This window comes from Bombilactobacillus sp. ESL1097 (assembly GCF_058107205.1).
Genome location: NZ_JBYLUB010000003.1, coordinates 95,696 through 119,438, shown reverse-complemented (window position 1 = coordinate 119,438; position 23,743 = coordinate 95,696). Strand labels below are relative to the sequence as shown.

Genomic DNA, 23,743 nt, shown 5'->3' with positions numbered 1-23,743 from the left:
AACAAAAATAAAGATTGAATTAACGCAAATTTTGGTTAAAATATATTTTGCTGAATTTTATCTGGTCTTTTTTTGCTGGTGCTTTTGTAAATAATAAACTAAGCCGATGTGGACGAGATTTTCATCATGATGCATGAGCCGTTTAATATTCGGCCAGTGCCGCACGTAGACGACGATGGTCACTAAAACAGCTGCAAATAAGAAATAAGGGTCATGGGTGCGCCAAATTAAAATGGTTAAGACGGGTAGAGAAATCAAACTGGCTAAACTGACAGTACTACTTATTAAGACGATAATGGCGAATAAACTAAAAGCTACGCCGAATAAGGGTGGGTTATAAGCTAGTAAAATGCCTGAAGCTGTAGCGACTGCTTTACCGCCAGTAAAATGCATAAAAATAGAATAGCAGTGTCCGATAACTGCAGCTAAGCCCACGACAATCATCCATTGTTTACCAGGAACCTGAAAGAAGACAGGTAAACTGGCTCCCAGTGTGCCTTTGAAAATGTCTAATACTAGAACGGTAATTCCTGGCAAGACGCCAAAGACCCGAAACGTATTGGTAGTACCGATATTACCACTACCGCTGTCTCTAATATCTTGATGAAAAAAAACTTTTCCTAGCACATAAGCTGACGGAAATGAGCCCACTAAATATGCTAAAATAAAACAGATTATGACCTTTAAGAACAAGTGTAAAACCTCCGTTGGATAATGAATAATAATGCCGAAATAAAAGCTGTTGATTAATTGAGTAACCTAGTACTAGCGGTTACTGAATAGCACAAAGTCTGCATGCATTATGCCTATCCCCGGTTGTCCTGAAGAATTTAGCGTAGTTACAAACACACTCTATGAAATAATATTAGGTTTAATCGTACAAGATTTTATCTCGGTCTTGTCTATTTTAATACAAACTAATAAAATATTCTGTTCTTTTTTGAAAGTAGGATTTTATGACGAATAATTATGATGATTCATCGATTCAAATTTTACATGGTTTACAAGCTGTCCGCAAAAGACCGGGCATGTATATTGGTTCGACTGATGCTCGAGGATTACATCATTTGGTGTATGAAATTGTGGACAACGCAGTGGATGAAGCCTTAGCCGGTTTTGGTCAAGAAATTAATGTGACGTTGAACCAAGACGGTTCGGTAACGGTGGCGGATTTTGGTCGGGGGATGCCCACTGGAATGCATGAGTCAGGGATTCCCACCATTGAAGTAATTTTAACCGTCTTACACGCGGGTGGTAAATTTTCTGATAATAGTTATAAGACTTCTGGTGGTTTGCATGGTGTTGGTTCGTCAGTAGTTAATGCTTTATCTCAATGGTTGCAGGTCCGTGTTGTTCGTGAACACGAGGCTTATGAAGAGCGGTTTGAAAATGGCGGTCAGCCCGTTGGTACTTTGAAAAAAGTGGGTCATGTCAAACAAGCTAGTGGAACTACAATTTCCTTTTTACCGGACGCCACTATTTTTCAAACGACTAAATTTAACTTTGATACTTTGGCAGAACGATTACGCGAATCAGCTTTTTTGTTAAAAGGTGTCAAAATTACGTTGATTGATCAACGTGTCCAACCAATTCGCCAAGAAGAATATTGTTATGCGGATGGGATTCAGTCATTTGTTAAATACCTCAATGAAGGTAAAGATGTTATTAAAGATATTTTTTACTTTGAAGATACCAAAAACGATATCGAAGTCGAATTTGCCGGTCAATATAATGATGGCTATTCAGAAAATATTTTATCATTTGTCAATAATGTTCGAACCAGTGATGGTGGTAGCCATGAAGCTGGTATGAAATCGGGCTTAACTAAAGCTTTTAATGAATATGCTCGAAAAGTTGGATTACTCAAAGAGAGTGATAAGAATTTAGAAGGTTCAGATGTGCGCGAAGGTCTGAGTGCAGTTTTGTCTGTCCGTATTCCTGAAAACTTGTTACAATTTGAAGGACAGACTAAAGGTAAATTAGGGACTCCGGAAGCACGAAGTGCCGTAGATAATCTCATTTATGAAAAAATGACATATTATTTACTGGAAAATGGGGATTTTGGTCAAACTTTAGTCAAAAAAGCTTTAAAGGCACGGCAAGCCCGCGAGGCTGCCCGCAAAGCCCGAGAAAATAGTCGGGGCAAAAAGAAGAAAAAAGATCAAGGTTTACTATCTGGTAAATTGACACCCGCACAATCTCGCAATCCGCAAAAGAATGAACTCTATTTAGTCGAAGGAGATTCTGCTGGGGGTTCTGCTAAACAGGGCCGTGATCGAAAGTTTCAGGCCATCTTACCATTACGGGGTAAAGTGTTAAATACGCAAAAAGCCAAGTTGGATGATATTTTTAAGAACGAAGAAATTAACACAATGATTTATACGATTGGTGCGGGAGTAGGTCCGGAATTTAATTTAGCCGATAGTAATTATGACAAAATTATTATCATGACTGATGCGGATACTGATGGTGCCCATATTCAAATTTTATTGTTGACGTTCTTTTATCGCTACATGCGTCCTTTAATTGAAGCCGGTCGAGTTTACATTGCTTTGCCGCCACTGTATAAGTTACAAAAAGGCCGTGGTGCTAAAACACAAATTGAATATGCTTGGACAGAAGAGCAATTACGTGCAGGTATTGCTCAGTTTGGTACTGGCTACAGTTTACAACGCTTTAAAGGTTTGGGTGAGATGAATGCAGATCAGTTGTGGGAAACTACGATGGATCCAGAAAACCGGACATTAGTGCGCGTTCGGATTGATGATGCCGCCTTAGCCGAACGGCGCGTGACCACGTTAATGGGGGATAAAGTTGCTCCTAGACGACAATGGATTGAAAATAATGTCAAATTTAATCTAGAAGATGATGTGAGTTTAATTGATTCCACCAATCAAGCAGCAATTGCAACGACTGATTTGAAAAAGCAGTTAAATCATAAGCAAGGTGAGTGAACAAATTGAGTAAAGATTCACGAATTCAAGAACTATCCTTAGAAGAAATTATGGGTGATCGCTTCGGGCGTTATTCGAAATATATTATTCAAGAACGAGCTTTACCAGATGTGCGTGATGGTTTAAAGCCTGTCCAGCGGCGTATTTTATACGCGATGAATATTGATAATAATACCTATGATAAAGCCTTTAAAAAATCGGCCAAATCGGTTGGTAATGTTATGGGGAATTTTCATCCGCACGGCGATAGTTCCATTTATGAAGCCCTAGTGCGGCTCAGCCAAAACTGGAAATTGCGGGCACCATTGATTGAAATGCACGGTAATAACGGTTCAATGGATGGTGATCCTCCCGCAGCGATGCGTTATACTGAAGCGCGTTTGAGTAAAATTGCGCAAAAAATGTTACAAGACATTGATAAAGACACTGTTGATATGGTTTTAAACTTCGACGATACGCAAGAAGAACCCACGGTTTTACCAGCGCGATTCCCCAATCTTTTAGTTAATGGAGCCACTGGGATTTCGGCAGGTTATGCCACGGAAATTCCGCCACACAATTTGGGCGAAGTAATTGATGCCACGATTGCTTTAATTGATAATCCGGCTTTAACCTTGGAACAGGCCATGCAATATGTAAAAGGTCCAGATTTTCCCACTGGCGGCATTTTACAAGGAGTCGATGGTATTAAACAGGCTTATGAAACCGGTCGGGGGCGCGTGGTTTTGCGTTCCAAAACAAAAATTGAAGCCTTAAACGGCCATCGTAGTCAAATTGTGGTCACCCAGATTCCGTATGAAGTTAATAAAGCGCAGTTAGTTAAAAAAATTGATGAAGTGCGCTTGCTCAAAAAAATTGACGGGATTGCTGAAGTGCGTGATGAGTCTGACCGACACGGTTTATCCATTGTCATTGAATTAAAACGTGATGTGGACGGTCAGGGTGTTTTAAATTATTTATATAAAAATACGGATTTACAAGTCACTTATAATTTTAATATGGTGGCTATTTCACAAATGCGACCACAGCAGTTAGGTCTATTACCAATTTTAAAAGCTTATGTTCAACATCAACAAGAAGTTGTACTGCGGCGGACGCAATTTGATTTACAAAAAGCACAACGGCGTTTGCATATTGTTGATGGCTTAATTAAAGCCTTGTCGATTTTAGATCAAGTAATTCAGACCATTCGTGCCAGTAAAAATAAACATGATGCGCAACAAAATTTAATGGCGGCTTATGATTTTAGTGAGCAACAAGCCAGTGCGATTGTGGCTTTACAGTTGTATCGTCTAACTAATACTGATGTTTCATCTTTACAAAAAGAGCAAGCTGATTTACAAGCAAAGATTGCGCAATTTCAAGAAATTATTCAACAGCCGCAGGCTTTACTGCACGTCATTAAAACGGAATTAGAAGAAACCAAGCGAGAATTTGCGACGCCACGTTTAACGGAAATTCAAGCTCAAGTCCAAGAATTGAAGATTGATCGCCGGGTCATGGTTGGTAATGAAACAGTGCGGGTTTTAGTGAGCGAACAAGGTTATTTAAAACGTAGTAGTTTGCGTTCCTACCAAGCTTCAAAATTAACTGATAATGGTTTACAAAAAGATGATGTAATAGTTTTAGATCAAGAAGCTTCAACGCTTGATCATCTGTTTTTATTTACTAATTATGGTAATTTAATTTATCGGCCGATTCATGAATTGGACGATGTGCGTTGGAAAGAAACTGGTCAACATTTATCGCAAACTTTTACTTTACAAAAAGATGAAATTATTTTACGGGCTTTTATTTTTACCGATCTAAAGCAAACGGGTAACTTTATTCTAGCAACTAATGATAGCTATATTAAGCAAGTTAACTTTCAAGATCTTTTACCTGGTCGCACTTATCGCACCAAGCCACTGACGGCCATTAAGTTGCATGCAACGACTAGTCAAGTGGTTAATGTTATTTATCAGGTCCAATCAGTAGCTACAGGAGTGGTCTGTTGGACTAACAGTGCGTATGCCTTACGTTTTTCTTTGACCGAAGTTCCAGTGGTGAAAGCTAAAGCTGCCGGAGTGAAATTAATCAAGCTCAAAGCTAATGAAGTGGTAGTCAATTGTGAAATTTACGCTGAAAGTGAATTGGAACAGCTTGATGTGGGCATTTTGACGCAACGGGGTGCCTTTAAAAGAATGAAATTAACCGAAATTCCTGTGGCAAATCGTGACCGCAGAGGCGTATTAGTTTTACGAAAATTAAAAAAAAGTCCACATTTCATAAAATTTGTTTCTTTATTTGCTAAAAATGATATATTAGAAGTTGAAACTAAAAATCATTATTGGAACCAACTTAAATTAGCTGATTTTACAAAAGTTGATCGTTATTCTAATGGTTCATTTGTAATTGACGTTGAAAAGAATGGACCGATAATAAAAACAAAAAAGATAATTCAACAGCAGCTTGCTGATGAAGACTAAGTGAGGTAGATTTATGACTGTTAGCAATGATGATTTTACACGGGTATTTACTTCTAAATCATTAAGTTATTTTGCTAAGTTAGCAGATAATCTGAATTATACGAAGACCGCACGGTCTCTAGGAATAACCCAACCAGCTTTAACTCAACAAATTAAGAAAATTGAGCGGAACATTGGGACGCCTTTATTTTATTCAGTTGGCAAACAAATTCATTTAACTGATGCCGGACGAATTTTACTCAAATCAGTCCAAGAAGTTTATGGAACAATGATAACGGCAATTGATAAGATTCAAAAGTCCACCTTATCATCGACCGGTTCGATTAAAATTGGTTTATTGTCAACGATTGAAGATAGTGTGATTGAAGATTTTATTATTCGTTATAATGATTTACAACCAGATGTTGTTTTAGAGACATTATTGTTGACACGCCGAGAATTATGGGACAGTTTGGAAAACAACCAAATCGATTTGGCAATTATGTATTTGCCAGATGATTCTATTAAAAATTGGCGTCCTTACAGTACCAAGAAAATTATGAGCGAAAATTTAGTATTGCTCAATGATAATCCGCAATGGCAAGATGGCCGGATTTTACAATTAAGGGAAACCACGGTGAAGTCATGGGTGAGTTATCCAAGCAATTACTATTTAACTGAATTATTGCGGGAACAATTTAAGAATCAGTTGGTTGATCCGCCTCATTGTATTGCACGTTTTTCTTCACCAGATCAAATTTTACATTTTGCACAGCAAAAGGGGATTTACGCAGCTTTTCCTGAAAGCTATGTCATTGCTAATGACGCCCAAATTACGTTACAAAAAAATTACATTGAACCAGCAATTGATTTTGAATTAGACTTTATTTATCGTAAAGAAAAGTCTAGTATTCCACGCATCGAAACTTTCCTGAAAGCTTGGGATAATTATGTGACGGATGTTACCTACGAGCAACGGTTAAAAGACGCTGCGCAAAAATAAATCCTTTTTGTTTTGTTAAGAAATTTTGTGAGAAAGGTTTGATTGCGGTAATTACGTATTATAATAAAGATAATTAAATCCATTTTGGAGGGGATATTGTGGCAAAAGAATATATTTTTGGACACCAAAATCCAGATACTGATGCAATTGCAGCAGCAATTTCTTATTCATATTTACAAAATAAGTTAGGTTTAGATACGCAAGCCGTGGCTTTGGGCGAACCGAATGACGAAACAAAATATGTGTTAGCTCATTTTGATCAAGCAGCACCTAAAGTGATCACAACAGCCAAACCAGATGTTGAAAGCGTAATGTTGGTCGATCATAATGAAGCCCAACAAAGCGTTAGTGACATCGACCAGGTAACAGTGACGCATGTAGTTGACCATCATCGGATCGCTAACTTTGAAACAGCAGGTCCCTTGTATTATCGGGGCGAGCCATTAGGTTCGACGAATACGATTTTATGGAAAATGTATCATGAAGCGGGAGTAGAAATTCCGGCAAAAATTGCTGGTTTGATGATGTCGGCTATTATCTCTGACACTTTGTTGCTAAATTCACCGACTACGACTGATACTGATCGGCAAGCAATTGAAGATTTAGCACAGTTAGCCCATGAGGATTACCATACTTATGGGATCACAATGCTAAAGGCCGGAGCTAATATTGCGGATAAATCAGCAGCTGAATTAATTGACGCTGACGCTAAGAGCTTTGAAATGGGTGGTCAAGCTATTCGGATTGCGCAAGTTAATGTAGTTGATATGGAAGAAGCAGTGGCCCGGCAAAGTGAGTTTGATGAAGCCATGGCTACTAGTTGTCAAGCAAATGGTTATGCACTATTTCTATTGGCCATTACTAATGTTTTAAATAGTGATACAACGCTAATTGTGAATGGTGATACAACCCTAATGCCGAAAGTAGAAGCTGCTTTTAATCAGAAGTTAACTCAAGGTAAGATGCATTTACCAGGAGTTGTTTCACGGAAAAAGCAAATTGTTCCGCCATTACAACAACAATTTTAAAGTACGCCATAATAAGAAAGAGGAGACAAGTTAATTGTCGAATCTTCTTTTTTTGAACCAAAATATTCGAATTACGTTGAACTTTGTTATAATTAAGCCAATCTTGATTAAAGGGGAATTATTATGGATCAAACACAAAAACTAGCTATTTTAGAAAAATTAATCAGTTTTAAATCGGTTAATGATCACGAAAAGCAAGTTGCTCAATATTTGCAATCATTATTAACTAAAGCTGGTATTGACAGCCAATTGGTTCCTGTTGCTGGCGATCGGGCTAACTTGGTAGCTGAAATTGGTTCCGGCAAGCCAGTTTTAGCGATCACTGGACATATGGATGTTGTAGATGTGGAATTAGATAATTGGCAGACGGATCCATTTAAATTAACTGCTAAAGGCGATAAGTTGTACGGCCGGGGTGCAACTGATATGAAAGCTGGTTTAGCAGCCTTGGTGATTGCTTTAATTGAACTTAAAGAAAGTGCTACACCAATTAATGGGACGATTCGTTTACTAGCCACGGCTGGTGAAGAGGTTGGTCAACAGGGAGCACAAGTTTTATTTGAACAGGGATATATGAAAGATGTTGATACTCTATTAGTAGCGGAACCATCGGGTTATATGGCTCCTTATGCTAGCAAGGGTGAATTAGATATCCATTTAAATTCAATTGGTAAAGCGGCTCATAGTTCAATGCCTCAGTTTGGTAATAATGCTGTGGAACATTTAATTAATGTCTTGCAACAGATTGAACAAAAGGTTAAGCCTTTGATGGCCGCAGCGCATAATGAAGTGCTCGGAGATACGGTCTTTAATATTGATGTAATTCATGGTGGTAGCCAAGATAATGCTATTCCGGGCTCTGCTTATGCAGTGTTAAATATTCGAACGATTCCCGAATTGGCCAACCAAGAAATTTTGACAGCCATTAAAACTGTCATTGCTGATTACAATCAGGCTACCACGGGGCAAATTTCCATGGATGTTAATATGGATATTATTCCTATTTTGGGCAATCCAGATGCAAAAATCATCAAGCTAATTCAACAAGTTGCAGTACCATTTGAAAAGAAATATTACCAAGAGGCTGTGAGTGCTGCTGATTTAGCACAGAAACAGCAAGCTAGCCAATTAATGAATTTGGAATTGGCAACTGATAAAATCATTCCCGTTGGTATTTCTGGCGGGACGGATGCTTCGAAGCTATTGTTTGATCATCCAACAGGTGCTAATTACGTCATGTTTGGTCCCGGTAATGATAATCCGCATCAAGATAATGAATATGTTTCACAGACCATGTATTTACAATTTGTAGAAATTTACAAACAATTGTTTACAAAATTTTTTGGATAAATAATAATAATGAAAAAACATTTTTTAAGTATTGATGTTGGCGGTACCAATCTCAAATCCGGTTTGATTGATTTAACAGGCCAGCTGCACGAACAAACAACCGTTCCGACCGTGACCACTGACTTGCAGGCTTTTATCCAGCAATTGCAATCTATATTGGATCGTTTTGCAGGTCAGTATCAAGGCGTGGCTTTCAGTGTACCGGGCAAAGTAGCACATCCTTCGGAGCAAATTAGTGGTGGAGGTTTACTAAGCTTTTTAGATCAGCAATCACTGCCACAATTATTGCATGTCGATGAGGGAGTCGTTATCACTGTCGAAAATGATGGGAAAGCCGCCGCTTTAGCAGAAATGTGGTTGGGTAATTTACAAGGCATAGCGAATGGTGCAGCGATTGTGTTAGGTTCCGGAATCGGGAGTGGCTTAGTTTTAAATCATCAACTTTTTTATGGGCAGCATTTTCAAGCTGGTGAAATCAGCTTTATGTTACAAAACCAGACCGCTACTTTGGACAATTTAAGCGGCAAGAATTGTTCGGCAGTTTTGATGATTAAGACCATTGCACAACAATTAGGCTTAGCTGATTTAACTGATGGTCGGCAAGTGTTTGCTGCCATTCAGGCGCAAGATACCAGAGCTACAACTATTTTTCGGCAATATTGTCAAAATGTAGCGCTACTCTTGTTAAATATGCAAGCTGTTATTGATGTGCAACGCTTTGTCATTGGTGGTGGAATTTCTGCACAACCGCTTGTTACCACCACTATTCAACAAGAATTGCAAAATTTACGGACGCAATTACCTATTATTGAGCAAACTTTAGCAATGCCAGAAGTAATGACTAGTAAATTGCAGAACGATGCGAATTTATATGGTGCTTTGTACCATTTATTATTGGTCACCGGACAAGTTTCTGAGCATTAAATTTGTTTTTTTGTTTAAAATATTGTTAGATATATTAATTGTAAGAATAATATTGGAGGCAAAATGATGAAAATTGCAGTTATTGGTGCAACGGGTATGGCAGGATCTGCATTAGTGCAAGAAGCTTTGACTAGAGGACATGAAGTGACTGCCATTAGCCGGACCCAAGCTAAGTTAGCGCAGTTAGCTAAAGATTTGCAAAATGTCAATTTGAAAATTGTGGCACAGGATGCCTTTGCTTTAATGCAAGCTGATTTAATGCAGTATGATGTCGTGATTGATGCATTCGCTTGTGCTCCAGACCAAGCTTATCTACATGTTGATTTAGCCACTCACTTGATTGCTGAGACCCGGCAATTAACTAAACCACGCTTAGTGTTCATTTTAGGAGCTGGTAGTTTATTAACCGGTTCAGATCAGCATTTATTTGTGCGGGATATGGAAAAAGATCCAGCTAATCAGGCGTTTATCAGTGTGCCACAGAATCAACTATCCGAATTACAATTTTTACGGACGGTTGATAATGTTGATTGGGTTGGTATTTCACCGGGAGTTAACTTTGTTGCTGGTGCGGCCACTGAATTACAATTAGGTCAGGATGAGTTGCTATTTAACCAACAGGAAGTTTCGCAAACTACTGCGGGGACGATGGCGGTTGCGGCCTTAGATGAAATTGAGCAACCACAGCATCAACAAGAACGTTTCACAGTAATTAATCGTTAATCATAATTATTAATTAAATCAATTAAAGACTAGGACAGAGCAGGCTAAAAATAGTCAAGCTACGCTTTTGTTTTCAAAAATTCAAAACATTCTAACTGACACTCAATACTCAAATTAAAGTTTTGATTATTGATAGATTATGTTTAGCTTGTTTGGGTTTTGGAAGTGTCCCGGTCTTTTTTTGTACGATGAAACTTTTTAGAAGTCATGCTATTATTAAGACAACATCATAACTATTTTTTCAATTCATTAAGCGTTCATCTAAGAGACGGTGGAGAAGGGAAGAGATTAAATTGGGTTTACCAAAACCTTTAAAGAATTCATTGAGTTTGACACAACCGGGACCCAAAAATTTAATTACTGATGTACCTGGCGTATTGGTTGGGCAAACGACCATTCACACCAACCATTTGCAGACAGGTGTAACAGCAATTATTCCGGCTTCTGGTAATGTGTTTCGGCAAAAATTAGTCGCTAGTTGTCATGTGATTAATGGTTTTGGTAAAAGTACAGGTTTAGTCCAAATTAAGGAATTGGGTACTTTAGAAACACCGTTAATTTTGACAAATACTTTTGCTGTGGGAACAGCTTATACTAGTTTGGTGAAGTATATGTTGCAAAATAATCCAGAAATTGGGACAACGACGGGAACTGTTAATCCGGTTGTTTTAGAATGTAATGATGGCAAGATCAATGCTATTCGCGCTTTAGGAATCAAAGAAGCTGATGTCCAAGCAGCTTTAAAAAACGCCAGTCCCGACTTTTTGGAAGGAAATGTTGGCGGTGGCACAGGAATGCGCTGTTATAACTTAAAAGGCGGGATTGGTTCAACTTCGCGGCAAATAATGATTGATCAAAAGCCTTTTATGTTAGGAGTCTTGGTAATGGCCAATTTTGGCTTTTTAGAAGACTTGACTATTTACGGTCAACCCATTGGTCAACAATTAGTGCAACACCGCAATTTACCGGAAAATGGTAGTATTATTACAGTGATTGCCACTGATATTCCGTTTAATGAACGTCAATTGCAGCGTCTAGCTAAGCACTCTAGTGTTGGTATTACCCGTAGTGGTTCGTTTGCTGGTAATGGTAGTGGTGAAATAACGCTTGCTTTTTCTACAGCAAATCGTGTGGATCATTTTGCTCAACAAGAATTAAGTGTTCAACAAGCCATTAATGATACGCAGATGGATCGCTATTTTCGAGTCATCGTCGATACGGTTAACGAGGCTATTTTAAGTGCATTGGTTCATGCCCAAACAGTGGTTGACCGCCAGGGTCAACCTTGCTTTAGTTTACGTGATGCGCTGGTTAACTTGGGTGCTGATAACCAAATGGCGCAAGATTTATTACGAGATTTAGGATTAAAATAACTAATCATAGGAAGTGATATTAATGGCCTCTTCAACCCGCGATTTATTAAATGCCGGTAATACGACGATTAATAATGTATTATTGACAAATATTGGTCATTTAAATATGACTGGTGATGAGTTTTTAGTTTGGGTCAATTTAAGAATGTATCAGGAACAAGGGATCCAGTTTCCAGCGACGGATGATTTGATGCTCAATACTGGTTTCAGTGCAGAAAAAATTTATCAATTAATTCAGAGTTTAATAGATAAAAAAATGTTAAAAATCGTGTCGCAGACTAAAGCTAATTCTGTTTATCAAGATGCCTATGATTTAACACCAGCATATGAACAATTATTAAAGCAATCAGTGGAGACTGCTGAAAAGGCTTCACAACAGGCAAATCTAAGTCAGAGTCTACAAGTTAGACAACGCTTATTTCAACAAATTGAAGTGGAGTTTGGGCGACCACTATCGCCAATTGAACAAGAAACTATTCAAGAATGGCTAACGAAAGATCATTATGATTACCAATTAATTCAATTGGCTTTAAAAGAGGCAGTTTTAAATCAGGCTTATTCTTTAAAGTATATGGATCGTATTTTGCTAAGTTGGGAAAAACATAATATTAAAACGGCCGCTCAATTACAACGTCAAAAAGAAAATCTGGAGGGGTACTAATGTTGCTTGATGACGCACAAATTCAAACAGCGTTGTTATTAATTATTCAACAGTACCCCAACGCTGCACCAAGTTTGGTCGCAAAATCAAACTTTCAGTATTTAATTGCCGTCATGTTAAGTGCGCAGACAACTGATAAAGCAGTTAATCAAGTCACGCCACAGTTGTTTCAATTTTTTCCGGATGCGCAATCTTTAGCACAAGCGACTATTTTACAGGTTGAGTCTGTGATTAAGACTCTAGGACTTTATCATAATAAGGCGCGCAATCTGATTAAATGTGCTCAGCAATTAGAACAGAATTTTGCGGGACAAGTTCCTGCTAATAAAGCGGATTTAATTACTTTAGCTGGTGTAGGTACTAAAACAGCGAATGTTGTTTTGAGTGATCGCTTTAATGTTCCCGCTTTTGCCGTAGATACGCATGTCAGTACGATCGCTAAACGGCTACATTTTGTTGAACCCACTGCTACAGTTCAGCAGGTGGAACAACGGGTGACTCAAGCGTTAGCTAAACAATATTGGACAAAGGCGCATCATGCGTTGATTGATTTTGGACGTGAGTATAATTTTCATCGTGAACAACAAATTAAAGATTTACCGGTGGTGCGATTATGCGACCAATGGGTGACAGCTGAAAATAAAAGCTAGAGATAATAAAAAAGGGTTTTGATTGACACTAGTGATTACTAGTCTGAATCAGAACCCTTATTTTTAATTTATTGTGGATTAGTAGTAGCAGGTGGTGTTGCTGGCGTAGTTGGGGCAGTATTACCAGGACTCACGGAACCGGTTGTCGGATTAGTCGTGGTGTTGTTAGTAGTATTATTATTAGAACTAGATGAGCTACTATTATTATGAGAATCATTAGTAGTTTCATGATTATTATTGGTGTCTGGTTGATTACTTGAGGCACTATTGCCGTCAGTAGTATTAGTGGAACTTTCGCTGGAACTGTCAACTTCAGAGTCATTATTACCAGTACCACGATTGGGAATCACAGCATCATTATCTTCAGCATTAGTTAGAGAACTATGACCGGTATTATGCCGTGCTGGTGGTAAGTTCTTTGGCCGCTTACTACGTAAATATAAAACATTAGTCCCACTGACACGTACGACACTATGTGGTTTTTTCCAATCTGAATTGGTTTTGGAAGCAGCCAGATAGCGCATTAGACGTTGGTAAACTTGACCGGCAATTTTTTGCTGATTCTGGTCAACGCCGGCTTGACTCGGATTATCAAAGCCCGTCCAAACGCCAATTGCGTAATGCTTAGTGTAACCGGCAAACCAAGAATCCTTGGCGGTATTACTTAAAGCTGGATTTCTCGCTAGTTCAGTGTCGCTATAATTAGTCGTACCGGTTTTACCAGCTTGATGTAAGCCACTAATATAAGCTTGAGAACCCATTCCACTAGGTTGAACAACGTCCTTTAAAATATCGGTAATCATATAAGCAGTCCCGGCACTCATGACTTTTTTACTAGTAGTATCATAATCGTGGACTAAACCATCTGTTGTTTGAATTTTGGAAATATATTGTGGCTGATGATAAGTTCCGCTGTTAGCAAAAGCGCTATATGCGCTTGCTAATTGTAAACTGGAGACGTCACTACCGATACCAGCCGAGAGACCTTGTTTATACGGAACATTAATCCCCAAATTGTTAGCAAATTTTCGGGCTTTGTTAAAGCCGACAGCTTGTAGAGTTTTAACAGCGGGTACGTTACGCGATTGGGCCAAGGCAGTTCTAATTGTCATCGCGCCATCGTAAGAATGATCCCAATTTTGTAAAGCAATGCTAGTACCAGGATAAGTGTAAGGTTCATCCGTAATAATATGGTTAGTACTCCATTTTAAATTTTGAATTGCGGGACCATAATCTAGGATCGGCTTCATTGTGGAACCGTTACTACGAGTAGTTTGCACTGCTCGATTCAAGCCTAATTGAACATTACCTAATTTACGACCACCAATCATGGCTACTACAGCTCCAGTATTCGGATCAACGACCGAAACGGCAGTTTGTAAATGTTGACTATTAAATAAGCCATAGGCATCATTATTAACTAAATCATAGAGATATTTTTGGGCTTTTAAATTCATATTAACGGTGATTTTTAGATTATCGCGATAAGGATCTAAGCCCTTGGCCTTGGTTTCTTGGATGACTTGTTTAATATAAGAATCCACAATCATTTTATTTTCACCGACCCCAGAATTAGGCCGATAAGGTTTTAAACCTGTAGTGATAGGAGTTTGTTGGGCTGATTGTAATTGGCTAGCGGAAATTTTGTGATTGTCGTACATGGCTTGTAAGACACTGTCACGTCTTTTTTTCGCCGCCTGAGGATTGCCATAAGGATTGTAGTTATTAGGGGCCTGAGGCATGCCAGCTAGTAACGCAATTTGCGGTAGTGTTAATTGATTTAACTTCTGACCAAAGTAATACTGTGCCGCTGTTTGAAAACCATAGGTGCCATTAGCTAAATAAACTTTATTCATGTAATATTCTAAAATTTGATCTTTAGAAAAATTACGTTCAACTTTCGCGGCTAACCAGACTTCTTGCATTTTACGTTTAATCGTTTGATCAGATTTTTTAGTGGAGAAGACTGACAATTTGATTAATTGTTGAGTTAAAGTACTACCACCTTGTAGTTGTCCGCCTCGTAAATTGTTAACAGCCGCCAACAAAATTCGAATCGGATTAACGCCGAAATGTTCTTTATAAAAGTGCCGATCTTCAATGGAGACCACAGCATTACGCATATTTTGTGGCACCTTATCAATAGTGACGTAAGTCCGATTTTGGTTACCTAAAGTAGTAATTTCGTGCCCGTGCTGGTCGTAAATACTGGAGGAACCACCACTTTGTAAAACTTCAGAATTAATTTTAGGTGCACTCAAACCATAATAAATAAAAATGGCAATTAAAATTGCCATGATTGCAATAATTAAAGAAACGAACAGTTTAATAATGGAATGCTTGTGTTTGGGAGTTTGATGATAGCGTGCTAGGCGTGAATCATTCATATAATTATAAATCCTCCTGGGCTGCTTGAATTAATTGTTGACAGGCTTGTAAATAAGGTAGAATAGGATTATAGCCTGCTTGAATTTCAATAGAATTTTGTTGAATAAAAGTGAACGTCATAGATTTTTTGCCGCCCTGTTTGGCCTGAGCCCAAAATTTAATTAATTTGTGGGCGGGTAAAATAAAATAGCGACCTAGAGTTACAAATTTAATAATAACAAAACAGATCCCCTTTTGCTGTAAACATTGGTCTAAGTGCTGAATCTGATGTTCATGAAAGTTACTTAGTGGAAAAGAAGTTTTGTGGCGCGTTTCTTTGGCTTCAAAATCAATATAGTATCCTTGATAAACGCCATTATAATCCGTCGTTGAAGCTTGTCGAAAATAAGCTTCTTTAATGACTGCGCGGCTGCGCTTAGGATAATCAACTTTCACAATTTGAATAGGAGTAGGTTTTTTATAAATGACTGCTAAATTATGATGACGATAATAATTATTACTTTCGTTAATTTCTTGTTCTAAGGTCATCCCCCGGTCACCAAAGATTGTTGGTTGATTAATGGCTGACTTGTGGGGAGAAATTCCTTTGGGATAATTGATAGTCAAGTTAAGTCACTCCTAGTCGATGAATATTATAGCATGCTTAAAGTTCTGTGTTAGGAAGAATGGATTAAAATGCAAACAATTCAAAATTTATGGATTAGCGGCTACCGTGCTTTTGAATTACAAATTTTTAAAGCCGATGATCCCAAGCAAAAAGTTTTAGAAGCTTTTTTAGTCAAACAATTATTAAGTTATTGTGATCAAGGCTTGCAGTGGGTTTTGACGGGCGGCTATTTGGGAGTCGAGCAAGCAGCGGTTCGTGCGGTGCAAGATCCTAGCTTAAAAGCTTACCAATTAAAAGTAGCGGTCATCTTACCATTTCAGGGCATAGCGGATCGTTGGAAGGAAAAAAATCGGCAAGTATATGCCCAAACTTTACACTTAGCTGATTATCACAATAGTGTTAGCCATCAATCATATCACACTCCACAGCAATTTAAAAATTGGCAGCAATTTATGCTAACACATACTGATGGCAGTTTTTTAATTTATGATCTAGAGCATCCCGGTAAAAGCCAATATGAATATCAAGCTATCCAACAGTACCAACAGCAGCACGACTACTCGTTAAAATTAGCTAGTTTTTATGATTTACAGGATTTTGTAACTGATCAACAGGAATTTTAAGAAAAACTAAAAGTGATGTAGTTTTTTTGTGTGGTTCCCAAACTTTTTGCTATACTTATTAAGTAAGATAGGGGTGTAAGCCAAATGAAAGAAATCAAACTAGATCCAAAACAAATTGTTGAAAAAAGATTCAAAAATGCAGTTCATGGCTACAACGGTAAAGACGTTGATGCTTTCTTGGATGAAGTTATTCAAGATTATGAGGCTTTTGCTGCTAATATTGAAGAGTTAAAAACTAAAAATCGGGAATTAACTGAAAAATTAGAGCAAGCTCCCGCACAACCCAAGGTCGTTCAGCAACGCTCAGTGGAAGCTGAGTCAGTAGTTACACCAGAAGCCACGAGTGAAACTTCTGCACCGGGAACTACTAATTATGATATTTTAAAACGTTTATCTAATTTGGAACGACATGTTTTTGGACAAAGTGTCGAGCCACGAACTACTAATAATTATGCCTCAACCAATACTACAACAGCGCAACAACCAATTATTCATTCTAGTGAACAATTACGGGATCAAAATAATTAAACAATTAGTCTGGTAATTAAATTTAAAATAGCGTATGATAATAAGAGCAGGTTTTGAGTAATCGCTGCTTGTTTGAAACAAGTTGAGGAAAGTCCACGCCGGCACAGGCTGCAATGCCTGTAGTGTTCGTGTTCAGCCCAATAAGCTGGAGTATTCATTTATTTGAATAACGGCGATGAAATGGCTAAGGTCAATGGCTAAGTCAAAGTAATCTGAAAGTGCCACAGAAACGCAATTTTTTGGAAACAAAAAAATGGAACGGGTAAACCCCACGAGCAGGAAACCCAAACTTTGGTAGGGGAGTTTTGACACGGGAAATTAAACTCACGTCAAAAACACATTTTGTGTAGATAGATGATTACTGAAAGTCAGTTTGGTCACACTGACTGGAACAAAACGTGGCTTATAGAAACCTGTAGGCCAAAAGAGGCGGACGTTAAGTTCGCCTCTTTTTTTAGAAATTGAAATAAAAACTTCTGCCAACGTGTATGACTTTTTGGTCTTAATGGTCTGTAATTGCGTTAAATGGCAGAATAACTTGACGTAGTCAGTACTATTTTCGGTTGAATTAATATTTTTAGAGTATTTTCGGTAAATCATTGATGAAAAATTGAACTGTTTAGATTGAAAGTAAAAAGGAGATTCATATGAAGTTATTAGCAACCATGGCCAGCGGATTTGAAGCGGTCACTAAAAAAGAATTGCAAGAACTAGGCTTTACCATTACGCAAGTTGATACAGGCAAAGTTTATTTTGATGGTGATTTAGCAGCCATTGTACAAACGAATTTGTGGTTACGCAGTGCGGATCGGATTAAAATTGTCTTGGCCGAATTTCCGGCAACGTCCTTTGAAGAATTATTTACAGGAGTTCAGACCTTAGCTTGGGATCAATGGCTGCCCTTAGATGCTGCTTTTCCAGTGAAGGGGCGGTCGGTCCGCTCAAAACTGCATTCGGAACCAGATATTCAAGCCATCACTAAAAAAGCAATTGTTGATAAAATGGCTGCAGTTTATCACCGCCGTGGGCGTTTGCCTGAAAGTGGGAGCACTTTTCAAATTGAGGTGCGCATTGTCAAAGATCAAGTGGAGTTGACCTTAGATACCACGGGCGATTCTTTGTTTAAACGTGGTTATCGGATCGAACATGGTGGTGCACCACTCAAAGAAAATTTTGCCGCCGCGTTAATATTGTTAACGCCGTGGCGGGCAACTGATCCTTTTTATGATCCAACGACAGGTTCGGGCACAATTGCTATTGAAGCGGCCTTGATTGGGCGCCATATTGCTCCAGGACTGCAGCGCCATTTTGCGTTTGAAAATTTTGATTGGTTTGATGATCAATTGTTAGTACAAGCAAAACAAGCAGCTACTGATCAAATTTTGCCGAGTGGTCAGTTACAAATTGGGGCCAGTGATATAGACGGCTCGATGATTGATGTGGCTAAATTAAATGCGCATCAAGCAGGTGTTTTGCATGATATTAATTTTAAGCAATTAGCGGTCAAAGATTTACGTTTGCAACGACAAGACGGCATTTTAATTGCTAATCCGCCTTATGGTAAACGTATGCAGGATCAGACAAAAGTGCATCAATTATACCAGCAAATGGGGAATAGTTTTCGGCAGTTGACGACGTGGAGTAAATATTATTTAACTAGTGATTTAGAATTTGCTAAATATTACGGTCAAAAACCGACTAAGCGGCGCAAACTATATAATGGTGCTTTGAGAACCGATCTATTTCAATATTGGGGGCATCCAACTTATAAAAAATGACGCCGAATCATGTCGATAATTAGTAAAAGTGATAATAAAATCATAATAATAATGGAAATGATCCAAGACCATGGACTGCTAGCTAAAGGCAAATGCATATTCATTCCGTAGAAGCCGACCACGATTGATGGAATTGTTAATATTAACGAATAAACCGTTAAATAACGCATGACATCATTGGTTTCATTATTTAATAAATTGTTATAAGTTCCCGATAGTTGTTGGGCAATTTCATTGATTAATTGAAAGTTTTTGAAAGCTTGAGTAGCTTCGATGCGTGCGGAATTAAAATGTTGGTGAGTGACATGATCTAGTTGCAAATGATTATCATTTGAATTAAAAAAAGCAGTTAATTCATCAATTAAATCCGCATTGCCCGTGGTGGAAGTGACACCAAAGGTAATTTTAGTTTGTAAATTAGCTAATTGATTGATGGTAGCTGAACGATGGCGATGGTGCTCAAATTCCATCTCAATTTGTTCTTGTTCATCATAAAACTGTTTAACCTTATCTAAAAAGTCATCAGAGATTTGCTGAATTAAATCGGCGAAGATACGAAAAGTTAAATTCTGCTCGTCTGGATAATTGCTAACAAAATCGCGTAAGTATTGGATGATGTGTTGACTTTGGTCATTGGTAAAGCAAATTATTTGTTTACGGTTAGCAAACAGGGTGACTGATTGAACCGAAGTGGTGAGCGTTTGTTTTTGGTTTGGAATAGATAAAACCATTAAAAAGCTATGGGTTAATTGATCATAGGTAATACGGGGGCGCTCAAATTTATCAAGTGCGTAATTGATGATTTCACGTGTGACATGGTAGTTTTGGATTAAGTCACTTTGTTCAGTCGCGTTAATATTATGAGCGTCGATAATTTGGATGGGTAATTGGTGAGAATAATTTGTGATCATCGGTTTGTCCTCAATTATTACAATTTTGGTTTTATCATAAACTTTTTACAATTTTTTGTCAGCAAATTGGGAATCAAACCGCAATATGGTAAAATTTGCTTAAATCATTCAAAGTTAATTGTGAGGTTAACATGCTTAAAAAATTTCATTATCAAAAAGTTAATCAGATTAACGCCTTGTTATGGTGTTGGCTCTGGATTTTATTATTTATTGGCGGTATTTTACAATTAGAATCGGATAGACTCAATTACGGAGCACTTGCCATCATAATTGGGACTATTTTAGTCGGCAGCTGGATTCTGATTCATAGTCGCTTACAGATTAATGTCCAACAACAAACAATCCAATTATCCGGTTTAATAGCTTCACAACAACGGCAAATTTTAGTTAAAGAAGTACAAATGATTAGTTATCATCATGGTGTTTGTACCATTAAGATTAATTCTCGTCAATCCGGATTATTCAAATTAATAATTCTACCGAAAGCTTATCATGTACTGCAACAATTAATTAATGATAGGAGGGGTATTTAATGAAAACAGATATTGAAATTGCTCAGGAGAACGAACGTACAGCTATGTGGCCAATTCAAAAGGTTGCTGCCCAGTTAGGTTTAACTGCTGCGGATTTGGAACCTTATGGCAATGATAAGGCTAAGATCACCGTCCAAGCACAACAAGCGGCCCAAAAAAGACCGTTAGGTAAACTGATTTTGGTCACAGCGATGAGTCCGACACCGATGGGTGAAGGCAAGTCAACGGTTTTGATTGGTTTAGCAGATGCGTTAAAGCAACTGCAACAATCAGCTGTGGTAGCCATGCGTGAGCCTTCTTTGGGACCGGTGATGGGACTAAAAGGAGGGGCAGCTGGCGGTGGTTTTGCGCAAGTAGTACCCATGGAAGATATTAACTTACACTTTACTGGTGATTTGCATGCTTTAACGGCGGCTATTAATACGTTAGCAGCTTTAATTGATAATCATTTACAACAAGGAAATCAGTTACAATTGGATCCAAGACAGATTACCTGGCAACGGGCATTAGATGTGAATGATCGGGCTTTGCGTCACACGGTCATTGGTCTAGGTGGTAAAACTTCCGGTTATGTTCGCGAAGAATCCTTCCAAATCACTGTAGCTTCTGAATTAATGGCCATTTTATGTCTGGCGACTGATTTAACAGATTTGAAAAAGCGTTTGGGGCAAATTTTAATTGGCTATACTTATGACCAACAGCCAGTATTTGTAAGGGATTTAAAGGCACAAGGGGCATTAGCGTTATTACTAAAAGATGCCATTAAACCCAATTTGGTGCAAACACTAGAGCATACACCGGTTTTAATTCATGGCGGTCCGTTTGCTAATATCGCTCATGGCTGTAATAGTTTAATTGCTACTAATTTAGCCTTACATTTGGGCGATTATGCTTTAACGGAAGCCGGTTTTGGTGCTGATTTAGGTGCAGAGAAGTTTTTAGACATTGTGACGCCACATTTGGCTAAAACTCCCGATGTAGCAGTGGTAGTAGCGACTGTCCGTGCTTTAAAATATAATGGTGGCCAAGCTCAAGCGGATTTAACCACACCCGATTTGGCTGCATTAGAAAAAGGTTTTAGTAACTTAAAACGGCACATTCAGAATTTACAAAAAGCGGGCGTACCGGTATTAGTGGCTTTGAATCAATTTGCTAGTGACAGTGCCGACGAATTAGCGTTAGTGCAGACATTATGTCAAAAATTAGGAGTCAAAGCTTATCCTGTCACAGTTCATCAAGATGGCGGTGCTGGAGCTTTGAATTTAGCCCAAGCCTTAATTGATCAAACTACCGTGAATCATTATCAACGTCTGTATCAAAATTCATTGCCTATCGTTACGAAAATCAAAACCATTGCCCAACAGGTCTATGGCGCGCAAGATATTGTTTTAAGTCCGAAAGCGCAAAAACAAATTCGGCGAATTGAACAGCAAGGCTGGGCTAATTTACCAATTTGTATCGCTAAAACACAATACTCCTTTAGTGATGATCCGAAAAAATTAGGAGCTCCCAGTGATTTTGTGTTACATGTCCAAGAATTACAACCCAAATTGGGTGCCGGCTTCTTAGTAGTTTTAACTGGCAATGTTTTGACCATGCCTGGTTTACCGAAGCAGCCCGCTGCTTTAAATATGGATATTGATGAACATGATCAGATTACTGGCTTATTTTAAAAAGTTATGATCAAAGCTGAAAATTAACCTGGGTTTTGGGTGTTTAGAATATGATAACAATGAACGCTTTGTAGCAATTGGTACGATTTTTTACCATGTTGCTGTGACTTGATTATGTCGATCAGGGTGACAATCAATCTATTTTATTTATCTTTGAGGATTACTAATGATAATTTATATTTTAATAATTTTGCTGGGTTTACTGGTTGACCAATTAGTTAAATGGTGGTCAATTACGCAGATCCCGTTTGAACACGTGCGGACAATTATTCCGGGTATTTTGGGATTGACGCGGATTAATAATCACGGTGCTGCCTATAATCTTTTTTCTGGAAAAATGTTATTATTTTATGGAGTAACATTAATTGTAGTTGTTTGTTTGGGTTACATGTTGTTTCAGGGCAAAGATCGTTCCCCCTGGTTATTAACCAGTTTATCCTTGTTAATAGCTGGTAGTTTGGGTAATGTCTGTGATCGTTTGTTTCGGGGCTATGTAGTTGATATGATTGCCTTAAGTTTGGGTAATTGGCCGTTATTGAACTTTGTTTGTAATGTTGCTGATATTCTTATTACAGTGGGCGTAGTTTTATTAGTAATTTATCTATTTAAATCAGAACAGGAAGAGTCTTAAGTTGCAAACATTTACTTTTATTAATTTACAAGCTAATCAGCGTTTAGATAAAGCCATTTTAGCGCAAAGACCGGATTTAACGCGTTCGCAGTTACAAAGATGGATTAAAGCTGGTCAAGTGTTAGTTGATGGTCAAGCTGTTACCAAAACTGGGACCAAAATTAAGGCTGATGTGACGGTGCAAGTTACCCCCTTAGCTTTAAAGCCCTTAAAGGCTTTTGCACAAGATTTGCCTTTAGATGTGGTTTATGAAGATGCCGATGTTTTAGTAGTCAACAAGCCACAGGGAATGGTCGTCCATCCATCGGCTGGTCATCCAGATCAAACTTTAGTTAATGCTATTTTATATCACACTAAGGTTCAAAGTTCAGATACGATTCGTCCGGGAATTGTTCATCGAATTGATAAAGATACGTCAGGACTATTAATGGTGGCTAAAACTCAGTTAGCCCAAGACTCTTTAAGTCAACAATTGCAAAATAAAACTAATTTACGCCGCTATTTAGCAATCGTGCATCATCCTTTTACAGAACAGGAGGGGACGATTGAAGCGCCAATTGGGCGTGATCCCAACAAACGTCAGCAACAAGCGATAGTAGCCAATGGAAAAAAAGCTGTTACTCATTTTAAAGTGTTAGAGAATTTTTCAGATTATGCTTTGATTGAGTGTCAATTAGAAACGGGGCGTACGCATCAAATTCGGGTGCATTTACAGTATATTGGTCATCCAGTAGCGGGTGATCCACTGTACGGACCACGGCATACCTTAGCAGGTAATGGACAATTTTTACATGCACAGTGTTTAGGCTTTACGCATCCCCGAACGAAGCAGTGGTTAGAGTTTGAAGTACAGCCACCGCAGATATTTCAGCAACAACTGCAACAATTACGAGCAATGACGCAGATGTCGCACCATCTTTAATTAAAGTACAGATCAGTTGACTAGGGGAGAATCAAA

21 protein-coding genes and 1 other RNA gene are annotated in these 23,743 nt (G+C 38.3%); 18 read left to right on the top strand and 4 right to left on the bottom strand.

Annotated elements, in window-relative coordinates:
- Positions 1–57 precede the first annotated feature (57 nt).
- Positions 58–693 (bottom strand): glycerol-3-phosphate 1-O-acyltransferase PlsY, encoded by a 636-nt coding sequence (gene plsY / locus AC3B6D_RS08270; protein WP_489775409.1) that lies wholly within the window; start codon positions 691–693, stop codon positions 58–60.
- A 263-nt stretch (positions 694–956) separates the two neighbouring features.
- On the opposite strand from plsY, the gene parE reads away from it, so the two are divergent.
- From parE to AC3B6D_RS08220, 10 genes are all read left to right on the top strand, one after another.
- On the top strand, positions 957–2,954 hold the full coding sequence (gene parE, locus AC3B6D_RS08265) for a DNA topoisomerase IV subunit B (RefSeq protein WP_489775408.1): 1,998 nt from the start codon (positions 957–959) through the stop codon (positions 2,952–2,954).
- Between the two features lie 5 nt (positions 2,955–2,959).
- On the top strand, positions 2,960–5,422 hold the full coding sequence (gene parC / locus AC3B6D_RS08260; protein WP_489775407.1) for a DNA topoisomerase IV subunit A: 2,463 nt from the start codon (positions 2,960–2,962) through the stop codon (positions 5,420–5,422).
- A 13-nt stretch (positions 5,423–5,435) separates the two neighbouring features.
- Entirely contained in the window at positions 5,436–6,404 is a 969-nt protein-coding gene (locus AC3B6D_RS08255; RefSeq protein ID WP_489757951.1) for a LysR family transcriptional regulator, read from the top strand.
- A 98-nt stretch (positions 6,405–6,502) separates the two neighbouring features.
- On the top strand, positions 6,503–7,432 hold the full coding sequence (locus AC3B6D_RS08250; RefSeq protein WP_489769766.1) for a manganese-dependent inorganic pyrophosphatase: 930 nt from the start codon (positions 6,503–6,505) through the stop codon (positions 7,430–7,432).
- Between the two features lie 123 nt (positions 7,433–7,555).
- A complete protein-coding gene (locus AC3B6D_RS08245; protein ID WP_489769767.1) occupies positions 7,556–8,782 on the top strand; it encodes an ArgE/DapE family deacylase in 1,227 nt (408 codons plus the stop codon).
- 9 nt (positions 8,783–8,791) lie between these two features.
- Complete coding sequence (locus tag AC3B6D_RS08240) at positions 8,792–9,706, top strand: ROK family protein (RefSeq protein ID WP_489775406.1); 915 nt, start codon at positions 8,792–8,794, stop codon at positions 9,704–9,706.
- Between the two features lie 66 nt (positions 9,707–9,772).
- Complete coding sequence (locus tag AC3B6D_RS08235) at positions 9,773–10,429, top strand: NAD(P)-dependent oxidoreductase (RefSeq protein ID WP_489775405.1); 657 nt, start codon at positions 9,773–9,775, stop codon at positions 10,427–10,429.
- A 293-nt stretch (positions 10,430–10,722) separates the two neighbouring features.
- A complete protein-coding gene (locus AC3B6D_RS08230; RefSeq protein ID WP_489775404.1) occupies positions 10,723–11,802 on the top strand; it encodes a DmpA family aminopeptidase in 1,080 nt (359 codons plus the stop codon).
- A gap of 22 nt (positions 11,803–11,824) precedes the next feature.
- Complete coding sequence (locus AC3B6D_RS08225; protein ID WP_489775403.1) at positions 11,825–12,463, top strand: DnaD domain-containing protein; 639 nt, start codon at positions 11,825–11,827, stop codon at positions 12,461–12,463.
- Complete coding sequence (locus tag AC3B6D_RS08220) at positions 12,463–13,113, top strand: endonuclease III domain-containing protein (RefSeq protein ID WP_489775402.1); 651 nt, start codon at positions 12,463–12,465, stop codon at positions 13,111–13,113. Before AC3B6D_RS08225 ends, AC3B6D_RS08220 begins: the two co-directional genes overlap by 1 nt.
- 68 nt (positions 13,114–13,181) lie before the next feature.
- Here the strand turns inward: AC3B6D_RS08220 and AC3B6D_RS08215 are convergent, their stop codons facing one another.
- Positions 13,182–15,500, bottom strand: coding sequence for a transglycosylase domain-containing protein (locus AC3B6D_RS08215; protein WP_489769772.1), 2,319 nt, complete (start codon positions 15,498–15,500; stop codon positions 13,182–13,184).
- A 4-nt stretch (positions 15,501–15,504) separates the two neighbouring features.
- Positions 15,505–16,107 (bottom strand): Holliday junction resolvase RecU, encoded by a 603-nt coding sequence (gene recU, locus AC3B6D_RS08210; protein WP_489757960.1) that lies wholly within the window; start codon positions 16,105–16,107, stop codon positions 15,505–15,507.
- Positions 16,108–16,176: 69 nt separating this feature from the next.
- Between recU and AC3B6D_RS08205 the strand changes: the two genes are divergently transcribed.
- The 4 genes from AC3B6D_RS08205 to AC3B6D_RS08190 all read left to right on the top strand — a co-directional run bounded on the left by AC3B6D_RS08205 (position 16,177) and on the right by AC3B6D_RS08190 (position 19,037).
- Complete coding sequence (locus AC3B6D_RS08205; protein ID WP_489757961.1) at positions 16,177–16,731, top strand: SLOG family protein; 555 nt, start codon at positions 16,177–16,179, stop codon at positions 16,729–16,731.
- 84 nt (positions 16,732–16,815) lie between these two features.
- Positions 16,816–17,259, top strand: a complete 444-nt coding sequence (gpsB, locus tag AC3B6D_RS08200) for a cell division regulator GpsB (protein WP_489757962.1) — start codon at positions 16,816–16,818, stop codon at positions 17,257–17,259.
- Between the two features lie 49 nt (positions 17,260–17,308).
- Positions 17,309–17,670: RNase P RNA component class B (rnpB, locus tag AC3B6D_RS08195), an RNA gene on the top strand.
- Positions 17,671–17,900: 230 nt separating this feature from the next.
- A complete protein-coding gene (locus AC3B6D_RS08190) occupies positions 17,901–19,037 on the top strand; it encodes a THUMP domain-containing class I SAM-dependent RNA methyltransferase (protein ID WP_489775442.1) in 1,137 nt (378 codons plus the stop codon).
- Here the strand turns inward: AC3B6D_RS08190 and AC3B6D_RS08185 are convergent.
- Positions 19,025–19,948 carry a magnesium transporter CorA family protein gene (locus AC3B6D_RS08185; RefSeq protein WP_489757963.1) on the bottom strand — a complete coding sequence of 308 codons (924 nt, stop codon included), beginning with the start codon at positions 19,946–19,948 and terminating at the stop codon, positions 19,025–19,027. The genes AC3B6D_RS08190 and AC3B6D_RS08185 overlap by 13 nt on opposite strands.
- A gap of 131 nt (positions 19,949–20,079) precedes the next feature.
- On the opposite strand from AC3B6D_RS08185, the gene AC3B6D_RS08180 reads away from it, so the two are divergent.
- The 4 genes from AC3B6D_RS08180 (at position 20,080) to AC3B6D_RS08165 (ending at position 23,707) form a co-directional block, all read left to right on the top strand.
- Positions 20,080–20,481: an EbsA family protein gene (locus AC3B6D_RS08180; RefSeq protein ID WP_489775401.1), complete on the top strand. Its 402-nt coding sequence runs from the start codon at positions 20,080–20,082 to the stop codon at positions 20,479–20,481.
- A complete protein-coding gene (locus AC3B6D_RS08175; protein WP_489775400.1) occupies positions 20,481–22,154 on the top strand; it encodes a formate--tetrahydrofolate ligase in 1,674 nt (557 codons plus the stop codon). Before AC3B6D_RS08180 ends, AC3B6D_RS08175 begins: the two co-directional genes overlap by 1 nt.
- Positions 22,155–22,320: 166 nt before the next feature.
- Positions 22,321–22,785 (top strand): signal peptidase II, encoded by a 465-nt coding sequence (gene lspA, locus AC3B6D_RS08170; RefSeq protein ID WP_489757966.1) that lies wholly within the window; start codon positions 22,321–22,323, stop codon positions 22,783–22,785.
- A gap of 1 nt (position 22,786) precedes the next feature.
- The gene (locus AC3B6D_RS08165) at positions 22,787–23,707 is read left to right on the top strand and encodes an RluA family pseudouridine synthase (protein WP_489775399.1); all 921 of its coding nucleotides are present in this window, start codon (positions 22,787–22,789) and stop codon (positions 23,705–23,707) included.
- The last annotated feature ends 36 nt before the right edge of the window (positions 23,708–23,743 follow it).

Excerpts from the sequence above, each read along its gene's own strand:
- AC3B6D_RS08175 (WP_489775400.1), top strand. The coding sequence starts at position 20,481 with ATGAAAACAGATATTGAAATTGCTCAGGAGAACGAACGTACAGCTATG.
- parE (WP_489775408.1), top strand. The coding sequence starts at position 957 with ATGACGAATAATTATGATGATTCATCGATTCAAATTTTACATGGTTTA.
- lspA (WP_489757966.1), top strand. The coding sequence starts at position 22,321 with ATGATAATTTATATTTTAATAATTTTGCTGGGTTTACTGGTTGACCAA.
- gpsB (WP_489757962.1), top strand. The coding sequence starts at position 16,816 with ATGAAAGAAATCAAACTAGATCCAAAACAAATTGTTGAAAAAAGATTC.
- AC3B6D_RS08205 (WP_489757961.1), top strand. The coding sequence starts at position 16,177 with ATGCAAACAATTCAAAATTTATGGATTAGCGGCTACCGTGCTTTTGAA.
- AC3B6D_RS08235 (WP_489775405.1), top strand. The coding sequence starts at position 9,773 with ATGAAAATTGCAGTTATTGGTGCAACGGGTATGGCAGGATCTGCATTA.
- AC3B6D_RS08240 (WP_489775406.1), top strand. The coding sequence starts at position 8,792 with ATGAAAAAACATTTTTTAAGTATTGATGTTGGCGGTACCAATCTCAAA.
- AC3B6D_RS08225 (WP_489775403.1), top strand. The coding sequence starts at position 11,825 with ATGGCCTCTTCAACCCGCGATTTATTAAATGCCGGTAATACGACGATT.
- AC3B6D_RS08215 (WP_489769772.1), bottom strand. The coding sequence starts at position 15,500 with ATGAATGATTCACGCCTAGCACGCTATCATCAAACTCCCAAACACAAG.
- AC3B6D_RS08185 (WP_489757963.1), bottom strand. The coding sequence starts at position 19,948 with ATGATCACAAATTATTCTCACCAATTACCCATCCAAATTATCGACGCT.
- AC3B6D_RS08220 (WP_489775402.1), top strand. The coding sequence starts at position 12,463 with ATGTTGCTTGATGACGCACAAATTCAAACAGCGTTGTTATTAATTATT.
- AC3B6D_RS08180 (WP_489775401.1), top strand. The coding sequence starts at position 20,080 with ATGCTTAAAAAATTTCATTATCAAAAAGTTAATCAGATTAACGCCTTG.
- AC3B6D_RS08245 (WP_489769767.1), top strand. The coding sequence starts at position 7,556 with ATGGATCAAACACAAAAACTAGCTATTTTAGAAAAATTAATCAGTTTT.
- AC3B6D_RS08255 (WP_489757951.1), top strand. The coding sequence starts at position 5,436 with ATGACTGTTAGCAATGATGATTTTACACGGGTATTTACTTCTAAATCA.